Consider the following 26,670-nt stretch of genomic DNA (forward strand, 5'->3'; position numbering starts at 1 on the left):
CGATCAGAAGTTGATCTCGACGCCGGGCAGGTCCAGTGCTTTCATCAGATCGCGCAGCTCTTGCCGGGCTGCGACATTCGAGATGTTCAGCTGTTTCACCCCGATGTCGCGCAGGTCCAGCAGGGTCAGGCCGCGGGGGAACAGCTCGCGGAAGATCACGCGCTCGTGGAAACCGGGGGCCACGCGGAACCCGATGCGCTTGGCCAGAGCGTCCAGCGCTTTCTCCATTTTCTCTTTGTTGACCATATGTTGCGCGCCCAGACGATTGCGCAGAACCACCCAGTCAATCGGCTTCAGCCCGGCCTGAGCCCGCAGTTGCCGCGCGTTCCAGACCATCTCGGAATAGACCGAGGGCCCCTGGATTTTGCGCCCGTCCGTGTCCACATGGGCCAGCAGGTCGAAATCCACAAAGCTGTCATTCAGCGGGGTGATCAGCGTGTCGGCCAGCGAATGCGCCACCTGGCTGAGCCGCGTATGCGAGCCGGGGCAGTCGATCAGGATGAAATCGTTGTCAGGCTCGACCGTGGCGATCGCCTGCGACAGCCGGTGATCATAGGGGTTTTCGCCCGGTTTCAACTGGGACTGATCAATCTCAGGCAGGTCGAAATACGAAGGCGAGGGCAAATCCAGACCCGATTGTTCCAGAAACGCCTTTCGGTTCGTCACATAGCGCGCAAAGGTCTTCTGCCGCAGATCCAGGTCCAGCACGGCCACGCGTTTGCCCATTCGGGCCAGAGCCGTCGCCACATGCATCGACACGGTGGATTTGCCTGCGCCGCCCTTTTCGTTTCCGACGACAATAATATGCGCCATTGAACCCTATCCCGCTATAACTTGCCTTGCTCATGCCTTGTGCCCACAGGATATTGTGGGTCGGCCTGTTTTTCAAAGCTTTGTTGCTTTCTTGAAAGCATTCCTTCGCATCTGTGACGCGATTTTGGAAGAGGGAAGGTGACCAAACGGGCAAATGGGGCCTGCACAAAAGAAAAGCCCCGCCATTGGCGGGGCCTTCCGAAACAACATGCCAGACGGGATCAGAAGCCCAGGCCAGCGTATTTGTTTTTGAACTTCGAGACGCGGCCGCCGGCGTCCATCAGACGCGAGGTGCCGCCGGTCCAGGCCGGGTGCACGCTGGGGTCGATGTCCAGGGCCAGGGTGTCGCCCTCGGCGCCCCAGGTCGAACGCATGGTGACCATGGTGCCGTCGGTCATTTTCACTTCGATGAAGTGATAGTCGGGGTGGATGCCATCTTTCATCAATCCGTTCCTTATGCTTCGGCGCCGGCTTTGGGCTTGTAGTTGGTGACTTCTGCGATACGGGCGGATTTACCGCGGCGCGAACGCAGGTAGTACAGTTTGGCGCGGCGGACGCGGCCACGGCGGACAACAGTGATGCTGTCGATGTTGGTCGAGAACAGCGGGAACACACGCTCTACGCCTTCGCCAAACGAGATTTTGCGAACAGTGAACGAGCCGGCGATGCCGTTGCCGTTTTTACGGCTGATGCAGACACCTTCGTAGTCCTGCACACGGGTGCGCGAGCCTTCGGTCACTTTGTAGCCGACGCGAATGGTATCGCCAGCTTTGAAATCGGGGATGGATTTCCCCAGGTCGGCGATTTGTTCCGCCTCCAGTTGTGCGATCAGATCCATCGCTTTGCTCCTAGCTATGCTTGCGGTTGGTCCGCAAAGGTCTGTGACATCCTCAGAGCTCTTGGTCTTCATCCGGGTCCGCCGCAGCGCCCGCCAGAGGGTTCAGGTCGTCTTTCTTTGAAACTGCCGGGGATGCACTGGGGGTGCCGAAGACGCACCCGGAATACCACAGCAGGCCCGCAGGCCGATTCCGGCCGCGAACGAGCGGTGTATAGGGGCAGATGCTGCGGCGATCAAGGGGATTTAGCGTCTTTCACGGCCTTATACGCGGCCCACATGTCCGGGCGGCGTTCTTTGGTGATCTGCTCGGCCATTTCCTGACGCCACTGGGCGACGTTGCCGTGGTGGCCGGACATCAGCACCTGCGGAATCGGACGTCCGCGCCATTCGGCGGGGCGGGTGTATTGGGGGTGTTCCAGCAGGCCGTTCGAATGGCTTTCGTCCTCGATGCTTTCGGCGTTACCCAGCACCGAGGGCAGCAGTCGCACCGTGGCGTCGATCATGGCCTGAGCCGCGATTTCCCCGCCGGTCAGAACGAAATCCCCAAGCGAGACCTCCTGAATGTCATAGTGATCCAGCACCCGCTGATCCACGCCCTCGAACCGGCCGCACAGCATGGTGATCCCGTCCGCCCGAGACCACGCCCGCGCCATCGCCTGATCAAAGCGTTTCCCACGCGGGGACAGGTACACCAGCGGGCAATTGCCGCGCGCGCCGCGCAATGTTTGGTCGATTGCGTTGCCCAGAACGTCGGGCCGCAGCACCATGCCTGCGCCCCCGCCGGCTGGCGTGTCATCCACATTGCGATGTCGTCCAACCCCGAAATCGCGCAGGTTCGTGGTCTCTAGCTGCCATTTGCGTTCAGACAGGGCCTTGCCGGTCAGGCTTTCCCCCAGAACCCCAGGAAAAGCCTGCGGGAACAGGGTGATGATCCGCGCCGTCCAGACATCGGGGCGCAGGGTGGTTTCGCTCATCAGATCCTGGGGTTGCAGGGTCAGGCGCACGGATTTACGCCCGTGTGACCGGCTGGGGGGGGCTTTGCGCGGTGGGGTCGGAGTATCGCTCATACCCGGCGTCATACCCGGTTCCGCAGGGCTAGTCCAAGGGGTCATTTTCCCGGTTTTCGTCTGGCTCTGGTGGCTGCATCCGGTCGATCTGATCCAGAGCATCGTCCAGAAAGGCCTCGAACTGCGCGGATTGGGGCGTCCAGCGGTAGCGCCAGATCCCAAAGGCCGTGGCCCCCGCGCAGATCAGAACCGGCCCCCACAGCGGCAGGCCAAGAGGCTGCGTCATACGCCCGCCCAGATACCCCAGCCCGAACAGAACCGCAGCAATGGCGCCATTCACGATCAACGCAACCAGCGCGTTTAGGATCAAAAGAGCGGGCTGAGAGGGCAATTTGCGCGTCTTCAGAGAAAGAGCCGAGAAAAACAGCGCGAAAACCGGCACACTGGCCCAGGGCGCTGCGGACAGCCCCGCCAAAATCGGCGCGGCATAAAGAGGGATCACATAGGCAAGGATGCCGGACAGAGAGTATTTTTCAAAAGCCATGCTCTTAGAGTAGGTGCAATCCCTGCGATCCGCGAATGACAAAGCCCGTCACGGTTTGCGGTATTGCGGTTTTCGGCGCGTCTGGGGCGGGTGTTCGGCGATGGCCAGTGCCTCTTTGGTCTCATAGAGTTTGCGCCCGCGCATTTTTCCGCGATTCAATTTCAGGAATTCCTGGCTCAGCGTCTCGGATTGGCCCGGATTCCGGCGGCCGATCGGGCGCAGCTCGGCCTGTGTCTGGGGCGGAATGTCCAGCAGATCCAGCAGCGCTTGCGCGGGGCCAAAGGGATGATCTGCGTAGCCCTCCAGCGCGGCGGTGTGCACGGGGACGGGGGCGATGGCCTGGCGGATGGCCCGAGCCTCGGCCTCAAGATCGGGCAGCGGGGAAAACCCGGCGGCAAACTGTGCTTCGTTTTGGGTCAGTCTGTTGGTGCGCAGCACATGCCGCCATAGACTGTTCACAAAGGGCCGGGGCGCGCGCGTGGTATAGAGAAACTCGATCCGCACATCCGGGCCGAAGCGGCGGCGGGTTTCACGGATGATTTCACGGGCAAGGGGAATTGCCATGGGGGCATAGCGCCGGGCCGGACGCAGCCGTGCCCCGCGCAGGCCCAGCATCATGCCGGACAGGCTCTCTCGGCTGATCACGATCACAGGGGCATCGGGAACCGAGCGCAAAAACGCGCGAAACCCCAGACGAAACAGCCAGCGCCGCCAGAATACCGGGCGTTGCCCGTACCAGCGGCCCAGATAGCGGGCGCGCTTCAGCTCTGTTTTCTGATAGACCGCCATGTGGGGGCGCAGGCGCTGGGCGTTGCGTTCCAGAAAAGCCTGAAGGCTGGTGGTGCCCGTCTTGTGAAAACCGGCATGGATAATGACGCGCGTCATACGTCAAGCAGGCCCTCGGGCGGGTCTGCGATGATCCGGCCGGCAGTCAGATCCACCGTGGGCACGGCGGCCAGGGTAAAGGGCAGCAGAACGCTGGCTTTCAGCCCCGCGCCGTGTAGTTCCAGCAGATCGCCCGCCCCGTGATTTTGCACCGATTTCACGCGGCCCAGCAGGGTTCCGCCGGTGTCATATACCTCAAGCCCGATCAGGTCGGCGTGGTAAAATTCGTCATCGGGCAACGAGGGCAGCCGGCCCCGCGGCACAAAGAGCTTTACCCCTTTCAGCGCGTCGGCCTCTTCCTTGGTGGTGACGTCGGTCAGGCGCACGGCCAGCCCGTTCTTGATCGTGCGCAGGACGCCCACGTCAAAGCTGTGGCTGCCGTCCTCGGTCAGCAGGGGGTTATATTCCTCGATCGCCTCGGGCTGGGCGGTATAGCTTTTCAGGCGCACCTCGCCGTGGACGCCATAGGCGCCGGCGATGGTTCCGACACAAATCAGATCGTCTGGGTGGCTCATGGCTGGGATCCTTCGGCGGTTCGCCTCAGGTGATAGCGCGTCAAAGCGGGCGGGGCAATTCGGTCAGGACAATTCGGTCAGGGCGCGGGGGCCAGCTGCTCGGCCAGAAAATCGGTCAGAGCCCGCCACGCGCGCGCATAGGCGACCGGGCTGAAGGCCATGCCGGCCTTGGGCATATTGGCATTGGGATTGGTAAAGGAATGCCCGGTGTGCCCAAAGGCCAGCAACTGCCAGTCGGGGCAATGCTGCGTCAGTTCCTGGGTCAGGGCCTGCACGTCGGCGGGCGTGGCCAGAGGATCATCCCAACCGTGCAGGATCAGCGCGGCGGCTTTGTAGTCTTGCACCTCGGGCGGGGCATCGAACAGGCCGTGAATCGGGGCCACCGCGCGCAGGTCCGCGCCGGTGCGGGCCAGGTCCAGAACGGCTTTGCCGCCAAGGCAGAAACCCAGGGCTCCGGTGCGGTTCGCATCCACCATCGGCTGGGCCTTCAGTGTTTCCAGGGCCGCGTTCATCCGGCGCCCCAGGCGGGGGCGATTCTGGTTCAGCTCTGTCATCCAGTCCAGCGCGACTTCGCGCTCGGAGGTATGACGCCCCTCGCCGTAGTAATCCACGGCCAGCACGGCATATCCCAGGGTGGCCAGCTCTTCGGCCCGTTGCAATTCCAGCGCCCCCAGCCCGGCAAAGGCCGGAGCGACCAGAAGACCCGGCTGCGGGTCTGTGTTCGCGGGATCCCAGATCAGCCGACCGAGCATAGTCGTTTCGCCGTCCGAATAGCTGTGCGGAGTGTTCTTCATGCTGCCCTCGTTACCTCTTATTGCAACCCAGAGTGACGCGACATGCGGCCAGTTGCAATCGGATAAGGGCCATAAAATGCAAAAGGGGCACCGCGATTGCGATGCCCCGTTCTTTTGGTCAGGCAACACGCCAGGCGCGTGGGCCTTATTCCTCGGCAGAGGCTTCTTCTGCGGCTTCGGCAGCTTCAGCGGCCTTGGCGGCTTTTTCTTCTGCGCGATCCTTGGCTTTCTGGCCCGGCTCGGCCTTTTTCATGTTGGCGCGCTCTTTCTTCTCCAGGGTGCCGGCGGCTTCCAGGAAACGCGACACACGGTCGGTGGGCTGAGCGCCCTTGTCCAGCCAGTACTGAACGCGCTCCATGTCCAGTTTCACGCGCTCTTCGCTGTCTTTGGGCAGCAGCGGGTTGTAGGTGCCCAGTTTCTCGATGAAACGGCCGTCGCGCGGCATACGGCTGTCAGCAGCCACAACGCGGTAGAAGGGGCGTTTTTTCGAGCCACCACGGGCCAGACGGATTTTCATTGCCATTGTTGAGTTCTCCTTTGATGGCGTTTGCCGGTGTCGGACCGGCGGATCCTTGGGTTAGGGGCCAGGGTTATTCCTGGTGTTTCTTATGGTGCTGAATGACTTCAGCGATGATGAAGTTCAGAAACTTCTTGGCGAAATCGGGGTCCAGATCGGCCCGGTTTGCCAAATCTTCCAGCCGCGCGATTTGCGTGGCTTCGCGATCAGGGTCCGAAGGGGGCAGGTCGTGGCTGGCCTTCAGCTTGCCAACGGCCTGGGTGTGTTTGAACCGCTCGCCCAGAGTATAGACAAGGATCGCATCCAGACGGTCGATGCTTTCGCGGTGGTCCTTCAGGATTTGCGCGGCGCGGGTCACGGCGTCAGTCAATGGGCATCCCTTTCGGTTTGAACAGAGGGTCGGCGTAATTGGCGATTTCCATCTCGATCCCGTGGGCCAGCTGGCTGCCGGCCAACTGATCGGGCGCGGGATGGCGGAACACATGGTCATTGCCGTCCACGGTTGTGGCGGTGGTGTCGCGTTTCGCGCCCAGACGTTCGGCCAGACGGATCGAATCCAGGTTCTTGGGATCCACATAGGACACGGCGGTCTGCCAGCCCATCTGTGTATACAGATGGTTGCGCACCGCATGGGTGGCCTCCAAAGCATAGCCCTTACCGGCGGTTTCGGGCCAGATGATCCAGGCCAGCTCGGCCTCGGGCCATTTGGCGGGTTTCCAGCCGCCGGCCATGCCCAGCGGTTTATCGGTCACCTTGTCGTGGATCATCCACATGCCAAAGCCGCGGATCTGCCAGTGGCCGATTTCTGCGGCATAGAGCATCCAGGTTTCGTAATCGTTCAGCGGCCCGCCCATGAAACGCGCGCGATAGCTGGTGAAAGTGGATTTGAAATTCGGGTAATCCTCGGGCTCGGGGCCGCGCAGGATCAGGCGCCGGGTTTCCAGAATGGGGATCTGAACGGTCATTATGCGCCCTCGCTGGGAAGGTGGCGATAGGTATCGCAGTTCTCGATCGGAGCGCTCAGCTCGGGGGCAATCCGCGCGCCCAGACGATCGGCCAACATGCGCGAGCGGGCATTGCTCCGGTCGATATAGCTGACAACATGCGGCCAGTTCAGATCGCAGAACAGATGCTGCAACACGGCCCGGCAGGCCTCGTGCGCCAGGCCTTTGCCTTCGTGTTCGGCCGCGGTTACCAGCCAGCTCATCTCGGGCTGGGGGAAATGCGCGGGATGGTAAGGGCCGGCCATGCCGATGGTCTGCCCGGTGCTTTTCTCGACGGCTGCGAACATGCCATAGCCGCGCAGCATCCACTGGCCTGCATAGGCGGCCAGTTTGCCCCAGGCCGTGCCCAGATCCATCGGCCCGCCGTAGAATTCGGCCCGATCCGAGCGCAGGAATTCCACAATGGCGGCCTCGTCCGCTGGGCCGGGGGCGCGCAGGATCAGGCGATCCGTTTCCAGAATGGGGAAGGCTGCGGTCATGTTGCGGCCTCCGGTGCGGGGTGGCGATAGACGTGGCAGGGATGCCCCATGACGCTGCCTTCACGCTCGAAAATCGCGCCCAGCCGTTTGGCCAGCGCCACCGAGCGCGTATTGTCCGGGTCGATATAGCTGATCGGGGCGGCAAGGCCGAAATGTTGTGCCCCATAGGCGCGAGCGGTCAGCGCGGCCTCATAGGCCAGGCCTTTGCCCTCGTGCCCGTTATAGAGATGCCAGCCCAGTTCCGGCTCGTCCCAGCCTTCGGGGTTGAGAAAGCCAACGCCGCCCACGGGGGTGCCGGTGTCTTTGTCCTGAGCCACCCAGAGCCCATAGCCGCGCAGCATCCAATGGCCCAGGGCCCCGGCCATCGTGCGCCAGCTTTCGGCGCGTGGCTTGGGGCCGCCGACGAAATGGCTGCGCGTGCTTTCAAAGAACGCGGCGATCACGTCCAGATCGCTTTCGCGGAATTCGCGCAGGATCAGGCGGTCGGTTTCCAGTGTGGGGATGGTGACAGTCAGCAAGGTCATGCGTAGGCCTCCACCGAGCCGTCGGTGTCCAGATCTGCCGGGCCGGGGTGGCGATAGAGCAGATCCTCGCCCATGTGGACGTTCTGGTATTTGCGTTCGAACGTGGCCCCCAGACGTTCAGCCAGAGCGATAGAGCGCACATTCCCCGGCACGATATTCGAGGTCAGCGTGGTCATGCCCAGCCCATCGGGCGCATAGGCCCATTCGCGGGCGCGCAGGGCGGCCTCATGGGCGATGCCCTTGCCTTCGAAATCGGCGAAGACGACCCAGCCCAGCTCGGGTTCCGGCCAGCCATGCGGGTTCCAGATGCCGGTGATGCCCGCCGCCTGACCCGAGGCTTTGTCCTCGATGGTCAGATAGCCATAGCCGTGCAGATGCCAGTGGCCGATGTTCAGCGCGAACCAGCGCCATGCGTCACTGCGATTGTCATAAGCGCCAAAGCCCTTGGCCCGGTCCAGATCGCACAGGAAATCCATCAGCGGTTCCGCGTCTTTACGATGCGGACCGCGCAGGATCAGGCGATCGGTTTCCAGGGTGGGGGCGTTGGTCAGGCTCATTTGAGCCCCCCTCGCACGGCACGCAGTGCCGGGCTGCGCCTGCCTGCCCCCCGGCAGGCGCATTCTGCGCCTACCCAGGCAGACGCCGCCCGGCGGTCAGGCCGGGGCATCTGCATCAGAGAGGAGGGGACGAGGAAAGCCATGATTTACTTCTTCTTGCCGAAACCGCTGAGGCCGGGGGGCAGCGCGCCGCCGCCCAGACCGGGCAGGCCACCCATGCCGCCGGGCAGCTTGCTGCCCATGGCCTTTGCGGCTTGCTCCAGCGCTTTGGGGTCCATCTGGCTGGGGTCCATCCCACCCATATCGGGCATTCCGCCCTTGCCCATCATCCCCTTCATGGCTTGTTTGAGCATCCCGCCTTTGCCCATCTTGCCCATTTTCTTCATCATGTCGGCCATCTGGCGCTGCATCTTCAGCAGCTTGTTCAGCTCGCTGACCTCCAGCCCGGCACCGGCGGCGATGCGTTTCTTACGGCTGGCTTGCAGGATCTGCGGGTTGGCGCGTTCCTTTTTGGTCATCGACTGGATCAGGGCGATCTGGCGCTTCAGCACCTTGTCATCCATACCCGCGGCCTGAGCCTGCTTGGCCATTTTGCCCATGCCGGGCATCATGCCCATGATGCCTTCCATGCCGCCCATTTTCAGCATCTGCTCAAGCTGCATTTTCAGGTCGTTCATGTTGAACTGACCCTTCTTGAAGCGGCGCATCATGCGTTCGGCCTGTTCGGCCTCGATGGTTTCCTGAGCTTTTTCCACCAGGGCCACGATGTCGCCCATGCCCAGAATTCGGCCGGCGATACGGTCGGGCTCGAAGGTTTCCAGCGCGTCCATTTTCTCGCCCAGGCCGACGAATCGGATGGGTTTGCCGGTCACGGCGCGCATGGACAGGGCCGCACCGCCGCGTCCGTCGCCATCCATCCGGGTCAGGACAACGCCGCTGATGCCGATCTTGGCGTCGAATTCCTCGGCGACCTCGACGGCGACCTGGCCGGTCAGGCCATCGACCACCAGCAGAGTTTCGCGCGGGTTAACGGCATCGCGAACGTCCTCGACCTCTTGCATCAGGGTTTCGTCGATCTGCAACCGGCCGGCGGTGTCCAGCATATAGACATCATAGCCGCCAAGGCTGGCCTGCGTCTTCGCCCGTTTGGCGATCTGCACGGCGCTTTCGCCCGCGACGATCGGCAGGGTGTCCACGCCGATTTGCGTGCCCAGAACCTGCAACTGCTGCATTGCGGCGGGGCGGTAGATGTCGAGCGAGGCCATCAGCACCCGCTTGCCCTCTTTTTCTTTCAGGCGTTTGGCCAGCTTGCCGGTGGTCGTCGTCTTACCCGAGCCCTGAAGGCCGACCATAAGAATCGGCGCCGGAGGGTTGTCGATCTTCAGCGCGCCGGGGTCTTCGGCGCCTTGCAGCACGTCCACCAGCGCGTCATGCACGATCTTCACGACCTGCTGGCCCGGAGTCACGGATTTGGTGACGGCTTGGCCTGTCGCCTGTTCCTGAACCTTTTTAACAAAGTCACGGGCAACGGGCAGGGAAACGTCGGCCTCCAGCAGGGCCACGCGGACCTCGCGCAGGGCGGTTTTAACGTCATCCTCGGACAGAGCGCCCTGTTTGGTCAGGCGGTCAAAGACCCCGCCCAGGCGTTCGGATAGATTTTCAAACATTCCCGCGGCTCCTTAACCCCGTTTCAACATGGCCCTACAGGTAAGCAAGACCGGCCCAAATGCCAATGTCCCCCGTGGGCGCAACGCGCTGACGGGGGGCGATCCCTGCATGTAGCATGGGACCGGAAGACTCGTGGACTCCCGGATTGGTAGGGCGCGGATAGTCGAACTGTGTGAATAAGTCAACACTTGGCCCGGATCGGCCTGATCGCGCCGATGGCGGTTGCGTGTGTGGTTGACCTGCATCGCTTTAGATGAATATAAGAGGGCTTTAAGTGGGTTGGTGCACCAATTCCTTTACTTGAAAGATTTTTGTGCGCTAATTCGTGTAATGGCCGTGTTGGCCTAAACATTAGAAGGAAGTTTCAAGATGAAAAAGCTTGCTATGGCTATGGCCGTTTGCTCCGCTTTCGTGCCCGGCCTCGCCGCGGCAGGTAACGCTCTGCCCGGTAACACCGATCCCGAGCCCGCAATGGACGATGATCCCTTTGCAGCTGCTTCGTCGTCGGCTGGTTCGCTGGGTGGCGCAGGTGTTGCAGTTGGCCTGGTTGTTGCAGTTGCCGTTGCAGCGGCTCTGAACTCCGGTGGCGGCACCGATTCGGACAGCTAATATTACGAACTGGCAGCTTGGCTGACAGTTTGGAGAGCGACGGTGGCATTGGCCTCCGTCGCTTTTTCTTTGCCCGTGGGAACGGATCAGGCGGCCAGGGTGGCGATGGTGTCGCTGGCGTGTTTCAGCGACGATTCGGGGTCGATGGCATAGTGATCCGACGCGACGAACTGCACGTCGGTGATCCCGAAAAACCCAAGCATATGCCGCAGATAACCCGAGGCAAAGTCGATTTCAGAGCCCATGCGCGTCCCGTTCGAGGAATAGGCAATGATCGCGCGGGTGTTCTGCACCAGGCCTTCGGGGCCGGCCTCGGAATAGCGGAAAGTCTCGCCCGCGCGGGCCATCTGATCCAGCCAGATTTTTAGCTGGGCGGGCACGGCAAAATTGTAGATCGGCAGCGCGATCACCACGATATCGGCGGCTTTCAGCTCTGCGATCAGGGTGTCGGACAGCGTGGCGATTTCGGCCTGCGAATCCGAGCGCTGCTCGGCAGGGGTGTTCACGGCCACCAGCCAGTCGGCATCGGTCGCGGGCAGGGGCTGCGCGCCCAGATCCCGGCTGGTCACGGTGGCGTCCGGATGCGCGGCGGTCAGTTTGGCCAGAATCTCGTCGGTCAATTGACGCGAGATAGAGCCCTGCGTTTTGATGCTGGAGTCGATTCGAAGGATGTTTGGCATGATCTGGTCTCTTTTCTGTGAATTGCCTTTGGTCCTAAATCAGTTATCCCTTGCGTAGTTGAACACAATTCGCCTGATCCCACAGTTGGTGTTTGCAGGCGCACAGATGAGGGTCAGATGGATAACTGGGATGAAATCCGAACCGCATATCAAGTCGCACGTATGGGCACGGTCAGCGGGGCAGCGGATGTTCTGGGCGTGCATCACGCCACAGTGATTCGCCATATTGATGCGCTTGAAACGCGTCTGGGGGTGAAGCTGTTTCAGCGTCACGCGCGCGGCTATACCCCAACCGAGGCCGGCCAGGATTTGCTGCGGGTGGCGCAGGGGGCGGACGATCAGTTCAGCCAACTGGCGGGGCGGATCAAGGGGCGCGGGCAGGATGTCTCGGGCGAGCTGGTGCTGACTTCGTTGTCGGGGCTGGCGCCCTTGCTGACGCCGGTTCTGTCTGAGTTTCGCAAAGCCTATCCCGAGGTGGTTCTGCGGTATCTGACCAGCGACCGGCTGTTCCGGCTGGAATATGGCGAGGCGCATGTGGCCATCCGCGCCGGCAGCGCGCCCAAGGATCCGGACAATGTGGTGCAGCCCCTGCTGTCACAGCGGATCGGCCTGTTTGCCGCGCCCTCGTATGTGGCGCGCAAGGGTGTGCCCGAAGGCCCCGAGGATTACGGCGATCACGAATTTATCGGCTCGGACAATCGCGACACGCGCGCGCCATTTTTCCGCTGGCTGTGGGAAACGGTCCCGCCGGAAAGCATCGTGTTCCGCAGCACGGATGTGCGGGCGCTGAACCTGGCGGTTCTGGAAGGTGTCGGGATCGGGTTTCTGCCCCAGTGGGAGGCCCGCCGCTATCCCGATCTGGTGCAGGTCTGCTCCGCCCAGGAGGATTGGGAATCGCCGCTCTGGCTGGTGACGCATATGGCGCTGCACCGGACCACCAAGGTTCAGGCGCTGCTGGGCTTCCTGAAAGACCGTGCCAAGGACTGGAACTGACATGTCTCAGGCCATGCGCGGCCATGCGGCGATGCTGCTGTTCTCGGCTCTGGTGGCGGGGTCGTTCTCGCTGGGGGTGCTGGCTGCGCCGCATATTGCCCCCACCGCGCTGAATGCGGTGCGATTTGCGATTGCGGCGGTCCTGGTGGGGGTGGCGGCCGTGGCCACCACAGGGATCGCGCGTACTGCGTTTCACTCTCCCTGGCGCTATCTGCTGCTGGGGGGCACCTTTGCCATCTATTTCGTGCTGATGTTCGAGGGGCTGAAAACCGCCGCGCCGGTGTCCGCAGCAGCCGTGTTCACACTGACCCCGATTCTCAGCGCTTTTGCCGGCTACGTGATGCTGCGCCAGATCACCACGCGCTGGATGGCGATGGCTCTGGCCTTGGGCGGAGCAGGAGCCGTCTGGGTGATTTTTCGCGCCGACCTGTCAGCGCTGCTGGGCTTCCATATCGGAACCGGAGAGGTCATCTATTTCTGGGGCTGCGTGGCACATGCGATCTATACCCCCATGGTGCGCAGGCTGAACCGGGGCGAGCCGGCGATCGTCTTCACCTTCGGAATGCTGGTGGCCTGCTGCCTGCTGGTCACGCTCTGGGGATGGGGCGATATCACGGCCACCGACTGGGCCGCATTGCCGGGCATCGTCTGGATCACCATCCTTTATGTCGCGGTATTCGCCAGCGCCGTGACCTTCGTGCTGCTGCAATATGCCTCGCTGCGGCTGCCCTCGGCCAAGGTGATGGCCTATACCTACCTGACCCCCAGCTGGGTGCTGATATGGGAGATTTCCCTGGGGCATGGCGCCCCGACACCGCTGGTGCTGGTGGGCGTCGGGCTTAGTATCGTGGCGCTGCTGATGCTGCTCAGGGGGGACGGTTAATCAGCCGGGCCGCTGCCCAGCTCGTTTTGCAGAAAACGCTCGAATGCATCCAGATTGACCGCCTCGAACTGGCCAAAGCTCTGCATCCAGATACTCGCCTCGCGCAGCGCATCGGGCTCCAGCTTGCACCATTTCACCCGTCCGCGTTTTTCCTGGCTGATCAACCCCGCATTGGCCAGGATCACCAGATGTTTCGAGATCGCCGCCAAGGACATCTCAAAAGGCTCGGCCACATCGGTCACCGCCATGTCATCCTCCAGCAGCATAGACAGGATCTGCCGGCGCGTGGGATCGCCCAACGCAGCAAAGACGGTATCAAGAGAAGCAGCCAGTGTCATGCCTCCGCGTTAACGGGGCCAAATCCGAAGATCAACCAAACAGTTGAATATACGGAATCCGCCCTGGTAGCGATAACGCCCTTGGGGCCAGGGCGCGCCCATTGCTTCTTTCTGATAAAAATACTCATTATAACAGTGGCTTAAATGACTTCCAGCCGCGTCCAATGGGCGCTTGACTCGGGCGGTGCCGCGCCGTAGCAAATGCCCAACCGTCCAAAGGGGGTTTTGCGCGTGACCGATCCCGACCAGAAACGCGATCTAGAGCGTCTGGAAGCCCGGATCGAGGCTGTCAAAGCAGCCCAGTCCCCGAAACCCCGCGCGGACGAACATTATTCGCTGGCCAATCATGCCTGGCGAATGGTGATCGAGTTAGTCGCCGGTCTCGGGATCGGCTTTGGCATAGGATACGGGCTGGACAGCCTGTTCGGGACCATCCCGATCTTCCTTGTCATATTCACATTGTTGGGCCTTGCGGCGGGGATTCAGACGATGATCCGCACGTCGAAAGAGCTCCAGGAACAGACATTGGCCGATGAGGCCGAGAAGGACGAGAGGACATAGACGTGGCAAGCGAAGCACATGGCGCGGAAGAAGGCGGTCTGGTTTTCCATCCGATGGATCAGTTCATCGTAAAGCCCCTGTTCGGTGGCGATGCGATCCATTGGTACACCATCACCAACGTGACCCTGTGGATGGCCCTGGCGGTTGTCGCGATCGTCGTGATGATGGTTCTGGGCACCTCGCGCCGTGCAACGGTTCCCTCGCGCAGCCAGTCGGTTGGCGAGCTGGCCTATGTCTTCATCTACAAGATGGTCGAGGACGTCGCCGGTAAGGATGCGGTCAAGTTCTTCCCCTATATCATGACCCTGTTCATGTTCATCGTCTTTGCCAACTTCCTGGGCCTGATCCCCATGAGCTTTACCACCACCTCGCATTTTGCGGTGACCGTGGTTCTGGCTCTGCTGGTTTTTGTCGGTGTCACCATCACTGGTTTCGTCAAAAACGGTGTCAGCTTCCTGGGCCTGTTCTGGGTCTCCAGCGCGCCGCTGGGCCTGCGCCCGATCCTGGCAATCATCGAAGTGATCTCGTATTTCGTGCGCCCCGTCAGCCACTCCATTCGTCTGGCTGGTAACGTGATGGCCGGCCACGCCGTGATCAAGGTGTTCGCAGGCTTTGCAGCCATCGCCGCGGTCAGCCCGCTGTCGGTTCTGGCGATCACCGCAATGTACGGTCTTGAGGTCCTGGTGGCCTTCATCCAGGCCTACGTTTTCACCATTCTGACCTGTGTGTATCTGAAGGACGCTCTGCATCCGTCGCACTAAGGCCCCCGAATACCTGAGAGCATGAGGCTCATGCTCTCAACACCAAACGTCAACTTCCAATCGTAAGGAGATTTCACAATGGAAGGCGAACTCGCACATATCGGCGCAGGCATTGCAGGTCTGGGCACTGGTCTGGCCGCACTGGGTGTTGGCAACGTGGCCGCAAACTACCTGGCTGGCGCTCTGCGCAACCCGTCGGCAGCTGCTTCGCAGACTGCAACCCTGTTCATCGGCATCGCATTCGCAGAAGCCCTGGGGATCTTCTCGTTCCTGGTCGCTCTGCTGCTGATGTTCGCCGTCTAATCCGAACGGAACACATCCTTACGGCCGGGTGGGCGCAGCGCGTCTGCCCGGTGTAACCGGAAGTTCCCAAGGAGGACGCAATGGCGAGCAATACGCACGACGCCGCAGGTCAGGCAACTGAGAGTGCCTCGGGCATGCCGCAGTTGGACCCATCGAGCTGGGGCAACCAGATTTTCTGGCTTCTGGTCACGCTGGTCGTGATCTATTTCGTCCTGTCGCGCATCGCGCTGCCCCGCATCGCTGCGGTTCTGGCCGAGCGTCAGGGGACAATTACGAACGATATCGCCGCAGCCGAAGAGCTGAAGGCGAAAGCGGTCGAAGCTGAAGAGGCTTATAACAAAGCGCTGGCAGATGCCCGTGCCGAAGCCCAACGCATCGTCGCTGAAACCAAGGCCGAAATTCAGGCCGATCTGGACGCAGCCACCGCCAAGGCGGATGCCGAGATCGCCGAGAAAGTGGCCGAGGGTGAGAAAGTCATCGCCGAGATCCGCGCGAATGCCCTGGAAAGCGTCAAGGACGTTGCCAAAGGCACCACCGCCGAGATCATCGCTGCCCTGGGCAGCGAGGCAGACACGAAAACCGTGGACGCAGCCGTTGCTGCACGTATGAAAGGCTAAGGGAATGCGTAAACTTGCTACTCTGCTGGCCCTGACTGCGGCAACGCCGGCCTTCGCGGCTTCGGGTCCGTTCTTCTCGCTGGGTAACACGAACTTCATCGTGCTGCTGGCCTTCATCCTGTTCCTGCTGGTTCTGGTGTACTTCAAGGTGCCCTCGATGCTGGGCAAGATGCTGGACAAACGCGCCGAGGATATCCAATCGGAACTGGACGAGGCGCGCGCCCTGCGTGAAGAAGCCCAGACCCTGCTGGCCTCGTATGAGCGCAAACAGAAAGAAGTTCAGGATCAGGCCGACCGGATCGTCGCCCACGCCAAGGAAGAGGCCAGCGCGGCCGCTGAACAGGCAAAGGTCGATCTGAAAGACGCGATCGCGCGTCGTCTGAAGGCCGCCGAGGATCAGATTGCCTCGGCCGAGGCTTCGGCTGTCAAGGACGTCCGTGATCAGGCCATCGCCATTGCCATTGGCGCTGCGAATGACGTGATCGCCAAGAAGATGACCGCGACCGAGGGCAACAAGCTGATCGACGCAGCCATCGCCGAAGTGGACGCGAAACTGCACTGATCATTGGGACACCCCAATCAAAGAACCCGCGCCTTGGCGCGGGTTTTTCGTTTTAGCGGGCCTTTTCGTGTTCGAACCGTTGCAGGGCGATTTTCTCGTTCTGCTCGGCCTTTTGCTGGTCGCTGAGCGAGTCTTTCACATAGTCCAGATGCGCCTCGACCGCGCGGCGTGCGGCGGCTGGATCGCGGGTTTGCAGCGCGTCGTTGATTGCCCGGTGCTGATCCAGCAGCGTATCGCGGGTGGTGCGCTGACGGAACATGATCGTGCGATTGTAGAACACGCCCTCGCGCAGCAACTGATACATCGAGCGCATCATGTGCAGCATCACCACGTTGTGGCTGGCCTCGATGATGGCCAGGTGGAAATCGGCATCCAGGCGGGCTTCGTCTGCGGGGTCGCGTTTGGAATGGACGGCCTCCATTTTGTCAAAGATGGTCTGGACCACCTTCAGATCCGTATCCGAGGCCAGACGGGCCGCGCGTTCCGCAGCCAGCCCCTCCATGTCGCGGCGGAATGAGATATAATCGAACACCGCTTCGTCATGCGCGGCAAAGAGCTTGACCAAAGCTTCGGAGAAGGCCGAGCCCAGCACGTCCGCCACATAGATCCCGGCGCCCGCGCGGGTGGTCAGAAGGCCCTTGTCCTGTAGCTCGGCAATCGCCTCGCGCAGCGACGGACGGGATACGCCCAATTTTTCGGACAGTTCCCGCTCGGAGGGCAGTCTTTCACCGGGGCGCAGAATACCACGCAAAATCAACAGCTCAATCTGTCGGGTAACGGCGGCCGAGAGCTTCTCGGGCTGGACTTTCTGAAAGGGCATGGGGCGTCCTTTTTGGTCAAATTATATGACCGGAGCCCGATCCTGGCAAGCCAGCAGACGGAAGTTGAACAGCCCCTGAAGCGCGCAGCCCCAGCCGGGATCACGCAAAAGGGCGGCCCGAACCGGACCGCCCTCGGGTTTGCCGAGCCGGAGGAAGCCTTACTCGGCAGGAACGGCGACCGCTTGGGACGGTTTGCCGAAATGCTGGCGGTTCAGGCGCAGCACCAGCCAGATCATCAGCGCCTGCGCGGCCAGCGCCACAGCCGTCACGATCCAATAAGCAACCGAGAACTTGTCAATCACCCCTGCCGCGGCCAGCCCTTTGTTCACGAAGAAATGGATCATCACCGACAGGGCCACACCAGGGCAGACCAGCGCATAGGAACCGGGCGAGGTTTTCGTCCCCAGCACGAAATCCTTGAAATACCCCTGACGGCGCAGAACCAGCATTCCCAGCATCACGAACAGCACCTGAACGGTCAGCATCCGGGCCAGAAAGACCATGGTTTCCCCATCGGTGACATGGGCTTCAAAGCTGGTGTGCAGCCCGTGACCCTGACGCAGGAACATGATGCCCAGAACCGTCATGATCGGCACGATGACCATCAGGGTGGGGCCGGCCTCTTTTGCGGTGCCATAGTGCAGCATCGAATTGAACGCCGTTACCGCCGCAACCACCGTGTATAGAATGGCGGCAATCCCAAAGAAGGTGGACAGAACCAGCCCAACCCCAACGGTCAGCGTGGTGCTGCTCATGGCGGCGGGGGCGGACAGGCCGACGGCGATCATCGACAGCGCAAAAGCCGGCAGAAGCTGCGCGAAGGAGTTATGCGCAGTGACATCGAACACACCGCCTTTGGTCAGTACTCGGCCCAGGAAATCCCCGATCGTGCGCAGCGCCCAGACGCCGATCAGCAGGAACGCGATCAGCGCCATGGGGAACAGGTATTCGACGATGCTCCACAGGCCGGGGACATAGACCAGCCCCACGATGAACATGGCATTCACCGTCATGGCCGTGGCCAGAGGGGCCGCCAGCAGTGTGGTTTCCGCATTCGAGTTGCGCAGCTTTTCATAGGCTTCGGTTTGCTTGAATTTACCCAGAGACGCAAAGTTCCAGATCAGCAGTTTCACATTGAGGAAGGCAAAGATCGCGATGCCAACCACGGCAACCGCAATGGCAATTTGCAGCCCGATCTGGCCGGTTTGGAACGCGGCCAGGATGTCTTCGAAGATGGGCACGGGCCGGTCGGGGTGCGGCACCCAGAACATCAGATACATAAAGAACGTGACGGCCAGGCCGCCAGCCCCCAAAGAGGCAAGGAAATAAAGCGGTGAATAACTGTCCGCCGGGCGTTTGATTTGCGTGGACATGGTGACCTCATAAATATTCCGTAGCTGGAATGTATATTAATATGCAAGATATGGAATGTAATGGGATGCGTTGTCGCAGGCGGCTTAACGCGGCCTTTACCTGTTGGGGCGAAGCTGCGGGTATGAGAGTTGTTTTTCCTATTCGCCTGTGGCCGCGGCCCAATTCCGTGGGCCTCGGCGCGGGACATGTGTCAACTGAGTGGCTTTGACATGAACAGGCTGGCCGGGTGATCTGCATATGACCCGAAAGGCCCCCGTTTGGCATAGCCCAGATCACGATAGAGCGCGACAGCGGCCGCCAGTTTATCACCCGTTTCCAGCATCACGCGGGTGTGCCCCTGGGCGCGGGAGGTAGTCTCCAGCTGGGCCATCAAGGCGCGTGCAGCCCCGGTGCCCCGCGCAGCTGGGGTGACGAACAGGCGTTTGACCTCGCCATAGGTGCCGCAATCGACCAGCGCAACGCATCCCACAGCGGCCGCATTCCTTCGTGCAACCAGAAATATGATCTCGGGCCTGTCCAATTCCCGTGCCGAGAAGGTAAAACATTCATCGGCGCTGTAGACCGCGCGCAGGGCCTGCTCTGAACCGTCCACCAGCGCCAATCCGTCGGGCGTCAGCGGGCTTTCGACAGAAATTGAGAGCGTCATTCCCGGTCCTTCCTTGTGATCCGACGAAGATTTTTGCGATGTTCCGCGTTTGGGTCAAGTGGCGGAAATCCGCAATATCTTGTGGATAACTTGGGGTGCGCGGCCATATCAGGGGTGTTGGCGTTGACTCAGAGGGGCTTGGCGGATCAGGATCGGGGTTACACTGGAATCACAGGACACCCTTCGCGCTTGCTTTTCACGAAACTCAGACTGACCGGCTTCAAAAGCTTCGTGGACCCGACCGATCTGCTGATCAAGGACGGGCTGACCGGCGTCGTGGGCCCCAATGGCTGCGGTAAGTCCAACCTGCTGGAGGCGCTGCGCTGGGTGATGGGGGAAAACCGGCCCAAAGCCATGCGTGGCGGCGGCATGGAGGATGTGATCTTTGCCGGCGCGGCCTCGCGTCCGGCCCGGAACTTTGCCGAAGTGTCCCTGATTATCGACAACCAGGAACGTCTGGCCCCCGCCGGGTTCAATGACGAAGATCAGCTGGAAATCGTGCGCCGGATCACTCGCGATGTGGGCAGTGCCTATAAGGTGAACACCAAGGACGTGCGGGCGCGCGATGTGCAGATGCTGTTCGCCGATGCCTCGACCGGGGCGCATTCGCCGGCGCTGGTGCGGCAGGGGCAGATCAGCGAGCTGATCAACGCCAAACCCAAGAACCGCCGCCGCATTCTGGAAGAGGCCGCGGGGATTTCGGGCCTCTATCAACGCCGGCACGAAGCCGAGCTGAAACTGAAAGGCGCCGAACAGAATCTGGCGCGTGTGGACGATGTGGTAGAACAGCTGGCGCATCAGCTGTCACAGCTGGATCGGCAGGCACGTCAGGCGGCGCGCTACCGGGCCATCGGCGAGGAACTACGCCGCGCCGAAGGGCTGTTGCTGTATCGCCGCTGGCGCGAGGCAGACGAGGCGCGCCTGGTGGCCGATGCCGAATTGCGCGAACGTGTGACCGCCGCCGCCGGGGCCGAAGGCACGGCGCGCAAAGCCGCAAAACTGCGCGCCGAGCGAGAAGAGGCCCTGCCGCCCCTGCGCGAGGAAGAGGCAATCGCCGCCGCCGTCCTGCAACGTCTGCAAGTGCAGCGCGATGCGCTCTCGGATCAGGAAGCGCGGGCGGTGCAGACGATTGAAACGCTGCGCAACCGTATCGAACAGCTGGCCCGTGACATCGAACGCGAGGCCGGTCTGAACCGCGATGCCGGCGAAATGATCGAACGGCTGGAATGGGAAGCCCGCGAGCTGCAAAAAGCCGGCGAAGGCCATATGGAGAAGCTGGAGACAGCCGCTGAAATCTCGCACGAGGCGGCGGGCATCTTGCAGGATCGCGAGGCGGATCTGTCCGAACGCACCGAGGATGTCGCCCGTCTGGCGGCCAAACATCAGTCGGCGCACCGCCTGCTGGAGGACAGCCGGAAAACCCAGACACGCGCCGAGGCCGAAGCGGATAAGGCGCGCGAAGCGGTTGATGCCGCCCAAGGCGCGCTGGAAAACGCCGAGATCGAGTTCGAAGCCGCGCAAGAAGCCGAGGCAATCGCGGTCGAGACGGCCTCGAATGCCGAAGAGATGCTGCTTGAGGCCGAGGCCGCCCGCGCCGACACGCAGGCGCGCGAAGCGGATGTGCGCGCCGAACGATCCGAGGCCGAAGGCGAGCTGAACGCCCTGCGCGCCGAGGTAACGGCGTTGGCCAAACTGTTGGAACGGGACACGGCCGAGGGCGGTCAGATCATGGACCGTTTGCAGGTGGAACAAGGGTTCGAGAAGGCCCTGGGTGCGGCTCTGGCCGATGATCTGCGCGCCCCTGAGGTGGACGAAGACGGCCCCTCGGGCTGGGCGGTTCTGCCTGATTACGAGGATACGCAGCCGCTGCCGGCAGGGGTGACAGCACTAACGCGGCATGTGTCGGTTCCGGATGTTCTGGCACGCCGGATGTCACAGATCGGGCTGGTCGGCGCCGAGGATGCCGCGCGTTTGCAGCCGTTACTGCGCCCCGGTCAGCGGCTGGTCAGTCAAGAGGGCGATCTGTGGCGCTGGGATGGTTATCGCGCCTGGGCCGAGGATGCGCCCTCGGCTGCGGCGCTGCGTTTGCAGCAATTGAACCGTCTCGAAGAACTGAAACAACAGATGGAGCGCGCCAACGCGCGGGCCGATGCGGCGCGTCAGGCGCATGAGGCGCTGGCGGCCCGTCTGACGGATCTGACCCATGCCGATCAGGCCGCCCGTCAGGCGCGGCGCGATGCCGACCGGCTGGTCAACGAGGCGAACCGCAAGCTGAGCCGGGCCGAGGCGGATCGCAATCTGGCGCAGTCCAAGCTGGAATCGATGGGGCTGGCGGTCTCGCGGCACGAAGAGGATGCGATGGCCGCGCGCGCGCAAGTCAATGAGGCCGAGCAGGCGGTGTCCGAGCTGGACGATCTGGAGGCCGCGCGGGCCTCGGTGGAAGACGTGAAAATGACGGTCGAGGCGGCGCGGATCACGATGATGTCCAAGCGCTCGGCCCATGATGAGCTGCGCCGCGAGGGCGACGCTCGCATCCGGCGCAGTCAGGAAGTCACCAAAGAACTGAGCGGATGGCGGCACCGTCTGGACACTGCCTCGACCCGCTCGGCCGAGCTGGAAGATCGCAAGGGCGCGTCCGAGGAGGACCTGATCGAGGCCAGCGCGGCCCCCGAAGAGATTGCGATTCAGCGCGAAGAGCTGAACGAGGCGATTGAACAGGCCGAAGAGCGGCGCCGTCTGGCGGCGGACAGCCTGGCCGAGGCGGACACGGCCGCGCGCCAGTCCGAACAGGCCGAACGGGATGCCGAGCGGCTGGCCAGCGAAGCCCGCGAGGCGCGCGCCCGGTCCGAGGCGCGGGCCGATGCGGCGCGCGAAACGGTGGCCGCCGCAGCCGAACGGATCAGCGAGGAACAGGACAGCACCCCCGATAAGTTGCTGGAAACATTGGATGCTGACCCTCAGGAGATGCCTGGATCGGACCAGATCGAAACCGAAGTGAATCGGCTGAAACGACAGCGCGATGCTCTGGGGGCGGTGAACCTGCGGGCCGAGGAAGACGCCAAGGAAGTGCGTGAAGAGCACGGTGTGCTGATCGGCGAAAAGGCCGATCTGGAAGAGGCGATCAAGGCTTTGCGTCAGGGGATTGCCAGCCTGAACCGCGAGGGGCGCGAACGGCTGCTGACGGCGTTCGAGCAGGTGAATGCGAATTTCAGCCAGCTGTTCCGGCATTTGTTCGGTGGCGGCGAGGCCAATCTGGTGCTGGTGGAATCGGATGACCCGCTGGAGGCCGGGTTGGAGATCATGTGCCAGCCGCCGGGCAAGAAGCTGAGCACTTTGAGCCTGCTGTCGGGCGGCGAGCAGACGCTGACCGCGCTGGCGCTGATTTTCGCGGTATTCCTGGCCAATCCGGCGCCGATCTGTGTGCTGGACGAGGTGGACGCGCCTTTGGACGATGCCAATGTGACGCGGTTCTGTGACATGCTGGACGAGATGTGCCGGCGGACGAACACGCGATTCTTGATCATCACGCACCATGCGGTGACGATGGCGCGGATGGATCGGCTGTTTGGGGTGACCATGCAGGAGCAGGGGGTCAGTCAGCTGGTGAGCGTGGATCTGAAGAAGGCGGAACAGCTGGTGGCGTGACGGGAGCGCCGCTCGTTGCCCTGTGGGCAACATCGCCCCGCCCGCCGTCCCGTATTCAGAGTTTGATCAGGCGGTCCTGAAGGGTGACGGTGCCGTCCTGGACGATTTTGCACAGCAGTCCTCGCAGGCGTAGGTGGATGTTCTGGCGGTCCATGATCCAGTCTTTGGCGGGGGCTCCGTAGCGGGCTTTCCATTTGATGCAGGCGTCGTTGAAGACGTCCGAGACTTCGAGGATGGCGGTGCCGGCTTGCAGGTGGCTGCCGACGGGCAGGTTGCTGTAAGAGCAATCCAGATCGGCGACAATGGGATCGCCCGGATGGGGCTGGGTTTCGCGGTCCAGCCAGACGGTCTCCATCACGCGGGTGGGCAGGATCGAGACCTGAATGCGCGGATCGGGGCTGCCATCTGGGCGGGTGATCCAGGGGGATGTCGCCCAACGCTCGCCGGGGATGCCGCCTGTGACGGTCATGTCCAGCGATTGCACGAAATCGCGTTTGCCGAAATCGGGGCGACGGCAGAGCATGGCGATTGGGGCGTTGTCCGGGGGGGCGGCGCGGATATGATCCATTGCGGCGCGCAGCTCGGCGGTTTTGGCGTGCATTACAGTTTCCCCAGAAGTTGCGCGGTGGGCCAGGCATCGGCGGGCAGGCCCAGGCGTTTTTGCTCGGCCTGGACGGCCTTGCGGGTGCCTGCGCCCAGGATGCCGTCCACTTTGCCCACGTCATGGCCCCGCGCGGCCAGTTTGCGTTGCAGCTGTTTCATCTGCGCGCCAGCCAGGCCCGCATCGGGGTTTCCTGGGTTGAACACTGGGGCGCCTTCCAGACGGGTGGCGAAGTAAGCGGCGGTCAGGACGTAGGTAAAGCTTTGATTCCATTCGAAATAGACGTTGAAATTCGGATAGGCCAGAAAGGCCGGCCCCTTATGCCCCTGCGGCAGGATGACCGAACCGGGCAGGTTCGCCGCCCATTTGCCGGAGCGGGGACGGATGCCCATGGACTCCCATTTGGACAGGGGCATTTGCGTGTGGATGCCGGTTTGTGACCAGTCCATATCGGCGGGGACGGTGATTTCCTGCAACCAGGGCTCTCCGTGTTTCCAGCCCAGATGCGACAGCATTTTCCCGCCCGACATCAGCGCATCGGGGGCCGAGGTTTTCAGGCTGACATGGCCGTCACCGTCGCCATCCACGCCGTTATCCAGAATGTCTTGGGGCAGCATCTGCACCATGCCGATTTCCCCCGCCCAGGCGCCGGTGGTGCGGGCCGGGTCGAAGTCGCCTCGGGTGAACAGCTCAAGCGCGGCAAAGACCTGCGGGCGGAACAGATGCGGGCGGCGGCAATCATGCGACAGGGTGACCAGCGCGTTCAGCGTGTTGAAATCCCCCTGGAAAGCGCCGTAATCCGTTTCGAACGCCCAGAAGGCCAGCAGAACACCGGGGGCGATGCCGTAGTCGCGCTCGATCCGGGCGAAGGTTCTGGCGTATTTACGGGCGTTGGACTGGCCGCGCTTCATCCGATCGGCCGAGATCAGGCGACGGGCAAAAGTGGTGAAATCCAGCTGGAAAACGCCCTGAGCGCGGTCGGCTTTCAGCACCTTTGCATCCTGACGCACGCCCGCAAAAAACCGCTGTACGGTGCCGTTGTCATAGCCCTTGGCGGTTGCCTCGCTTCGCAGGCCCTGAACGAACCCGCTAAAGTTGCCTCCGCAGGGGGACGCGGCAAGGGCCGTGGTGGCAGATAGCAGAAGGGCGGACAAGGCAAGAGATAGGCGCATAAAATCCTCGGAAAGTTAAAGTCTTTGTCAGAACCTATCAGCAGCACTGCGACGGGTGGAAGTCAGAAAATCCAGCAGATCCATGCCTGCCCCAAGGTGATCAGGGCCACACAGCCCAATGTCAGCCCCCAGACGCGCCACAGGGCACTGACTGAGCGGTCGATGTCATCGGGGCCGGCTTGGCGTTGGCCGCGCGGATTCACCCAGGGGAAGCTCTGCATTTCGCCTTCGTAGGCGCGGGGGCCGGATAGGGCGACATTCAGGGCGCGGGCCATTGCGGCCTCGGGCCAGCCGGCATTGGGCGAGCGATGCTGTAGCGCCTCGGCCCGGATCGCGGGCCAGTCCCGCAGATGATAGGCCACAGCGATCAGCCCCGCAGTCAGCCGCGCAGGGATCAGATTCAGCAGATCATCAAGCCGCGCGGCGGCCCAGCCGAATTGCTGATGGCGCGGGGTGCGGTGCCCGATCATGCTGTCGGCGGTATTGGTGATCTTATAGAACAGCAGGCCGGGCAGGCCAGCGATCAGGAACCAGAAAACCGGCGCAATGACCCCATCCGAGAGGTTCTCGGCAGCGGATTCGATGGCGGCGCGGGACGCGGCGGGGCCGTCCATTTGCGCGGTGTCGCGGCCAACGATCATCGCCACCGCGCGGCGGCCATCGCCCACGGACAGGCGCAGCGCGTCGGCCACCGCCTGAACATGTTGCACCAGTGATTTCTGGGCGATCAGAATGGCGGCGATCAGGATTTCCGCCAATGGCCCCAGGCTGCTGAGCAATGCGCCCAGAATCCAGGCGAACACGGCCAGCGCGGCCATGACCAGCGCGCCCTTGAAGCTTCGCAATGCGCCCGCGTTGAACCGCGCGTCGCACCAGGCAATCAGACGCCCCATCAGCACCGCAGGATGCGGTATTCGGGACCAGAGCCATTTCGGCTCGCCCAGCAGCGCGTCCAGAATCATCGCGAAAAACAAGGTCATGATAAGGCGGTCTCCAGCCGGGCCCAGTGCTGCGGCGCAGGCAGGCCCAGACGCAGAAAATGATCGGAATAGGGGAAAATGCGGGTCCAGATACGGTGTTTGGCCAGGCGCTCTTGCCAGGCAGAGGCCGCGCTGACGCGATACAGTCGGAACAGCGGGGTGCCGCCGTGCACCTTGGCTCCGGCGGCGATCATCAGGCGATCCAGTCGCGCGGTATCCGCGGCCAGCCTGCGACGTGTCCGTTGCGCCCAGTCGGGATCGCTTAGGGCGTGGGCGCCGATTTCCAGCGCAGGCCCCGAGACCGCCCAGGGCCCCAGCAGATCGGCCAGACCGGGACCGTTCAGAGGCGCGAAAGTCTGCGGATGCGCGATGGCAAACCCCAGCCGCACGCCAGCCAGCCCCCAGAATTTGCCAAAGCTCTTGAGGATCACCGTGCCGGGCCGAGCGGCGCGTTGAATATGCGTCTCGGCCGGAGTCACATCACAGAAACTCTCGTCGATGATCGTCAGCGCGCGGTCCTGCGGAGGCGAGGGCCACAAACGCCCGTCGGGATTGTTGGGGTGAACGTAGACATGCGTCGGCTGGTCCGGATCATCGGGGCTGACCGGGATGCCATGCGCCTTGAACGCGGCGGCATGTTCGTTATAGGTGGGACGCGGGATATAGACGCCGCCGGACTGCGCTAGAGCGGGCAGGTTGGCAATCAGCGCCGAGGCTCCGGGGGCGGCAACGATCTGCGCGCCATCGGGGACATTCCAGAACCGGCGCGCGGCGTTCAGCAGCTGGCTCTGTGCGGTCTGATCGGGCAGGGACATCCACGCATCCGCCGGAATCTCTGGCACGGGATAGGGCACCGGATTGATCCCGGTCGACAGATCCACCCAGCCTGCGCGCGTGCCGCCATATTGTGCCACGGCTGCGTCGATGCCTCCGCCATGATCCCTGATTTTCGTCACGCCAAACCTCTTGAATGTCTGCG

The 26,670-nt window shown here is 62.4% G+C and carries 33 protein-coding genes; 9 read left to right on the top strand and 24 right to left on the bottom strand.

The window, feature by feature from the left end; all coding sequences use genetic code 11:
* Positions 1 to 3: 3 nt before the first annotated feature.
* The 15 genes from ACP15O_RS15995 to ffh form a co-directional block, all read right to left on the bottom strand.
* Positions 4 to 813 (bottom strand): division plane positioning ATPase MipZ, encoded by an 810-nt coding sequence (locus ACP15O_RS15995; RefSeq protein ID WP_425097121.1) that lies wholly within the window; start codon positions 811 to 813, stop codon positions 4 to 6.
* A 221-nt stretch (positions 814 to 1,034) separates the two neighbouring features.
* On the bottom strand, positions 1,035 to 1,256 hold the full coding sequence (gene rpmE, locus ACP15O_RS16000; protein WP_425097122.1) for a 50S ribosomal protein L31: 222 nt from the start codon (positions 1,254 to 1,256) through the stop codon (positions 1,035 to 1,037).
* Positions 1,257 to 1,267: 11 nt separating this feature from the next.
* A complete protein-coding gene (gene rplS / locus ACP15O_RS16005) occupies positions 1,268 to 1,651 on the bottom strand; it encodes a 50S ribosomal protein L19 (protein ID WP_425097123.1) in 384 nt (127 codons plus the stop codon).
* Positions 1,652 to 1,884: 233 nt separating this feature from the next.
* The gene (gene trmD, locus ACP15O_RS16010; RefSeq protein ID WP_425097124.1) at positions 1,885 to 2,718 is read right to left on the bottom strand and encodes a tRNA (guanosine(37)-N1)-methyltransferase TrmD; all 834 of its coding nucleotides are present in this window, start codon (positions 2,716 to 2,718) and stop codon (positions 1,885 to 1,887) included.
* A gap of 28 nt (positions 2,719 to 2,746) precedes the next feature.
* Positions 2,747 to 3,202, bottom strand: a complete 456-nt coding sequence (locus ACP15O_RS16015) for a hypothetical protein (RefSeq protein ID WP_425097125.1) — start codon at positions 3,200 to 3,202, stop codon at positions 2,747 to 2,749.
* 48 nt (positions 3,203 to 3,250) lie between these two features.
* Complete coding sequence (locus ACP15O_RS16020; RefSeq protein WP_425097126.1) at positions 3,251 to 4,087, bottom strand: hypothetical protein; 837 nt, start codon at positions 4,085 to 4,087, stop codon at positions 3,251 to 3,253.
* Positions 4,084 to 4,602 carry a ribosome maturation factor RimM gene (gene rimM, locus ACP15O_RS16025; RefSeq protein ID WP_425097127.1) on the bottom strand — a complete coding sequence of 173 codons (519 nt, stop codon included), beginning with the start codon at positions 4,600 to 4,602 and terminating at the stop codon, positions 4,084 to 4,086. The genes ACP15O_RS16020 and rimM overlap by 4 nt, the downstream gene beginning before the upstream one ends.
* A 77-nt stretch (positions 4,603 to 4,679) precedes the next feature.
* Entirely contained in the window at positions 4,680 to 5,396 is a 717-nt protein-coding gene (locus ACP15O_RS16030) for a dienelactone hydrolase family protein (protein WP_425097128.1), read from the bottom strand.
* 145 nt (positions 5,397 to 5,541) lie between these two features.
* Positions 5,542 to 5,919: a 30S ribosomal protein S16 gene (gene rpsP / locus ACP15O_RS16035; RefSeq protein WP_425097129.1), complete on the bottom strand. Its 378-nt coding sequence runs from the start codon at positions 5,917 to 5,919 to the stop codon at positions 5,542 to 5,544.
* Positions 5,920 to 5,986: 67 nt separating this feature from the next.
* On the bottom strand, positions 5,987 to 6,283 hold the full coding sequence (locus tag ACP15O_RS16040; protein WP_425097130.1) for a chorismate mutase: 297 nt from the start codon (positions 6,281 to 6,283) through the stop codon (positions 5,987 to 5,989).
* Positions 6,276 to 6,878, bottom strand: coding sequence for a GNAT family N-acetyltransferase (locus ACP15O_RS16045; RefSeq protein ID WP_425097131.1), 603 nt, complete (start codon positions 6,876 to 6,878; stop codon positions 6,276 to 6,278). The genes ACP15O_RS16040 and ACP15O_RS16045 overlap by 8 nt, the downstream gene beginning before the upstream one ends.
* Positions 6,878 to 7,396: a GNAT family N-acetyltransferase gene (locus ACP15O_RS16050; RefSeq protein ID WP_425097132.1), complete on the bottom strand. Its 519-nt coding sequence runs from the start codon at positions 7,394 to 7,396 to the stop codon at positions 6,878 to 6,880. Before ACP15O_RS16050 ends, ACP15O_RS16045 begins: the two co-directional genes overlap by 1 nt.
* Positions 7,393 to 7,920 carry a GNAT family N-acetyltransferase gene (locus ACP15O_RS16055; RefSeq protein WP_425097133.1) on the bottom strand — a complete coding sequence of 176 codons (528 nt, stop codon included), beginning with the start codon at positions 7,918 to 7,920 and terminating at the stop codon, positions 7,393 to 7,395. The genes ACP15O_RS16050 and ACP15O_RS16055 overlap by 4 nt, the downstream gene beginning before the upstream one ends.
* Complete coding sequence (locus tag ACP15O_RS16060; RefSeq protein WP_425097134.1) at positions 7,917 to 8,477, bottom strand: GNAT family N-acetyltransferase; 561 nt, start codon at positions 8,475 to 8,477, stop codon at positions 7,917 to 7,919. Before ACP15O_RS16060 ends, ACP15O_RS16055 begins: the two co-directional genes overlap by 4 nt.
* A gap of 146 nt (positions 8,478 to 8,623) precedes the next feature.
* The gene (gene ffh / locus ACP15O_RS16065; protein ID WP_425097135.1) at positions 8,624 to 10,144 is read right to left on the bottom strand and encodes a signal recognition particle protein; all 1,521 of its coding nucleotides are present in this window, start codon (positions 10,142 to 10,144) and stop codon (positions 8,624 to 8,626) included.
* A 370-nt stretch (positions 10,145 to 10,514) separates the two neighbouring features.
* Here ffh and ACP15O_RS16070 point away from each other — a divergent pair, with 370 nt between their 5' ends.
* Entirely contained in the window at positions 10,515 to 10,754 is a 240-nt protein-coding gene (locus ACP15O_RS16070; RefSeq protein ID WP_425097136.1) for a hypothetical protein, read from the top strand.
* 86 nt (positions 10,755 to 10,840) lie between these two features.
* Here ACP15O_RS16070 and ACP15O_RS16075 read toward each other — a convergent pair whose 3' ends face one another.
* Complete coding sequence (locus tag ACP15O_RS16075) at positions 10,841 to 11,434, bottom strand: FMN-dependent NADH-azoreductase (protein WP_425097137.1); 594 nt, start codon at positions 11,432 to 11,434, stop codon at positions 10,841 to 10,843.
* A gap of 117 nt (positions 11,435 to 11,551) precedes the next feature.
* Between ACP15O_RS16075 and ACP15O_RS16080 the strand changes: the two genes are divergently transcribed.
* Both ACP15O_RS16080 and ACP15O_RS16085 read left to right on the top strand, forming a co-directional pair.
* A complete protein-coding gene (locus ACP15O_RS16080) occupies positions 11,552 to 12,427 on the top strand; it encodes a LysR family transcriptional regulator (protein ID WP_425097138.1) in 876 nt (291 codons plus the stop codon).
* A gap of 1 nt (position 12,428) precedes the next feature.
* A complete protein-coding gene (locus ACP15O_RS16085; protein ID WP_425097139.1) occupies positions 12,429 to 13,310 on the top strand; it encodes a DMT family transporter in 882 nt (293 codons plus the stop codon).
* Here ACP15O_RS16085 and ACP15O_RS16090 read toward each other — a convergent pair.
* Positions 13,307 to 13,642 (bottom strand): ArsR/SmtB family transcription factor, encoded by a 336-nt coding sequence (locus ACP15O_RS16090; RefSeq protein ID WP_425097244.1) that lies wholly within the window; start codon positions 13,640 to 13,642, stop codon positions 13,307 to 13,309. The genes ACP15O_RS16085 and ACP15O_RS16090 overlap by 4 nt on opposite strands.
* Positions 13,643 to 13,879: 237 nt before the next feature.
* Here ACP15O_RS16090 and ACP15O_RS16095 point away from each other — a divergent pair, with 237 nt between their 5' ends.
* From ACP15O_RS16095 to ACP15O_RS16115, 5 genes are all read left to right on the top strand, one after another.
* Positions 13,880 to 14,209: an AtpZ/AtpI family protein gene (locus ACP15O_RS16095; protein WP_425097140.1), complete on the top strand. Its 330-nt coding sequence runs from the start codon at positions 13,880 to 13,882 to the stop codon at positions 14,207 to 14,209.
* A 2-nt stretch (positions 14,210 to 14,211) separates the two neighbouring features.
* Positions 14,212 to 14,970, top strand: a complete 759-nt coding sequence (locus ACP15O_RS16100; RefSeq protein ID WP_425097141.1) for a F0F1 ATP synthase subunit A — start codon at positions 14,212 to 14,214, stop codon at positions 14,968 to 14,970.
* A 78-nt stretch (positions 14,971 to 15,048) separates the two neighbouring features.
* On the top strand, positions 15,049 to 15,273 hold the full coding sequence (locus ACP15O_RS16105) for a F0F1 ATP synthase subunit C (protein WP_425097142.1): 225 nt from the start codon (positions 15,049 to 15,051) through the stop codon (positions 15,271 to 15,273).
* 80 nt (positions 15,274 to 15,353) lie between these two features.
* The gene (locus ACP15O_RS16110) at positions 15,354 to 15,890 is read left to right on the top strand and encodes a F0F1 ATP synthase subunit B' (RefSeq protein WP_425097143.1); all 537 of its coding nucleotides are present in this window, start codon (positions 15,354 to 15,356) and stop codon (positions 15,888 to 15,890) included.
* Between the two features lie 4 nt (positions 15,891 to 15,894).
* Positions 15,895 to 16,452: a F0F1 ATP synthase subunit B gene (locus ACP15O_RS16115; RefSeq protein WP_425097144.1), complete on the top strand. Its 558-nt coding sequence runs from the start codon at positions 15,895 to 15,897 to the stop codon at positions 16,450 to 16,452.
* Positions 16,453 to 16,504: 52 nt separating this feature from the next.
* Here the strand turns inward: ACP15O_RS16115 and ACP15O_RS16120 are convergent, their stop codons facing one another.
* The 3 genes from ACP15O_RS16120 to ACP15O_RS16130 form a co-directional block, all read right to left on the bottom strand.
* Positions 16,505 to 17,272, bottom strand: coding sequence for a FadR/GntR family transcriptional regulator (locus ACP15O_RS16120; protein ID WP_425097145.1), 768 nt, complete (start codon positions 17,270 to 17,272; stop codon positions 16,505 to 16,507).
* 159 nt (positions 17,273 to 17,431) lie between these two features.
* Entirely contained in the window at positions 17,432 to 18,646 is a 1,215-nt protein-coding gene (locus tag ACP15O_RS16125) for a TsoY family (seleno)protein (protein WP_425097146.1), read from the bottom strand.
* A 191-nt stretch (positions 18,647 to 18,837) separates the two neighbouring features.
* A complete protein-coding gene (locus tag ACP15O_RS16130) occupies positions 18,838 to 19,293 on the bottom strand; it encodes a GNAT family N-acetyltransferase (protein WP_425097147.1) in 456 nt (151 codons plus the stop codon).
* Between the two features lie 189 nt (positions 19,294 to 19,482).
* Between ACP15O_RS16130 and smc the strand changes: the two genes are divergently transcribed.
* Entirely contained in the window at positions 19,483 to 22,938 is a 3,456-nt protein-coding gene (smc, locus tag ACP15O_RS16135) for a chromosome segregation protein SMC (protein WP_425097148.1), read from the top strand.
* 55 nt (positions 22,939 to 22,993) lie between these two features.
* Here the strand turns inward: smc and ACP15O_RS16140 are convergent, their stop codons facing one another.
* From ACP15O_RS16140 to ACP15O_RS16155, 4 genes are all read right to left on the bottom strand, one after another.
* A complete protein-coding gene (locus ACP15O_RS16140; protein WP_425097149.1) occupies positions 22,994 to 23,539 on the bottom strand; it encodes a hypothetical protein in 546 nt (181 codons plus the stop codon).
* A complete protein-coding gene (locus tag ACP15O_RS16145; RefSeq protein WP_425097150.1) occupies positions 23,539 to 24,711 on the bottom strand; it encodes a lytic murein transglycosylase in 1,173 nt (390 codons plus the stop codon). The genes ACP15O_RS16140 and ACP15O_RS16145 overlap by 1 nt, the downstream gene beginning before the upstream one ends.
* Before the next feature lie 62 nt (positions 24,712 to 24,773).
* Entirely contained in the window at positions 24,774 to 25,691 is a 918-nt protein-coding gene (gene cbiB, locus ACP15O_RS16150) for an adenosylcobinamide-phosphate synthase CbiB (RefSeq protein WP_425097151.1), read from the bottom strand.
* Positions 25,688 to 26,647, bottom strand: a complete 960-nt coding sequence (locus ACP15O_RS16155) for a threonine-phosphate decarboxylase (protein WP_425097152.1) — start codon at positions 26,645 to 26,647, stop codon at positions 25,688 to 25,690. Before ACP15O_RS16155 ends, cbiB begins: the two co-directional genes overlap by 4 nt.
* Positions 26,648 to 26,670: the final 23 nt, after the last annotated feature.

Origin of the sequence: Youngimonas ophiurae (nom. illeg.), from assembly GCF_049803795.1 — a bacterium.
Taxonomy (GTDB): Bacteria; Pseudomonadota; Alphaproteobacteria; order Rhodobacterales; family Rhodobacteraceae; genus Thalassobius.